General features: G+C 52.7%; 1 protein-coding gene. It reads left to right on the forward strand.

Annotation, left to right across the window (positions count from 1 at the left end; translation table 11 throughout):
- Positions 1-55: 55 nt before the first annotated feature.
- Positions 56-431: BrnA antitoxin family protein (locus AWU74_RS08685; RefSeq protein WP_162505136.1), on the forward strand; the 376-nt coding region annotated here is incomplete at its 3' end.

The raw sequence follows: 431 nt of genomic DNA on the forward strand, positions 1-431 counted from the left end.
CCGCACAAAAGGGGGCTGAACAGCAAATTGCACTTGGTAGCATCCCGAGTACGGGATGCTATCAAGCGGTACTGTCGCGAACTGCAGCCAAGCGCCTCTCCTTATGGAGGATTTGGAAGCGGAAGCGTTCCTTGCGGATAAAGCGTATGATACGAACGAGCTGCTCGATATGCTTAAGGAAGCTGATATAGCAGCCGTCATCCCTCCGGTTAAAAGACGGAAAGAGCAGCTAAAACGAATTAGGGCAGCGGCAAGGCAGCCGATAACATATACCGCCGACTGTCCGGCATCGACACCGGCAGCGCTAAAGGAATTTGCGGCAAAGGCTAGGGAATTAAGGCAGCGAAACAGGCAAATCAAACCGGCGGTAACAATCCGCATCATGCCGGAATGTCTGGAACTGTATAAGGCTTTAGGCAAGGGCTACACGG

This window comes from Treponema endosymbiont of Eucomonympha sp. (assembly GCF_001028545.1).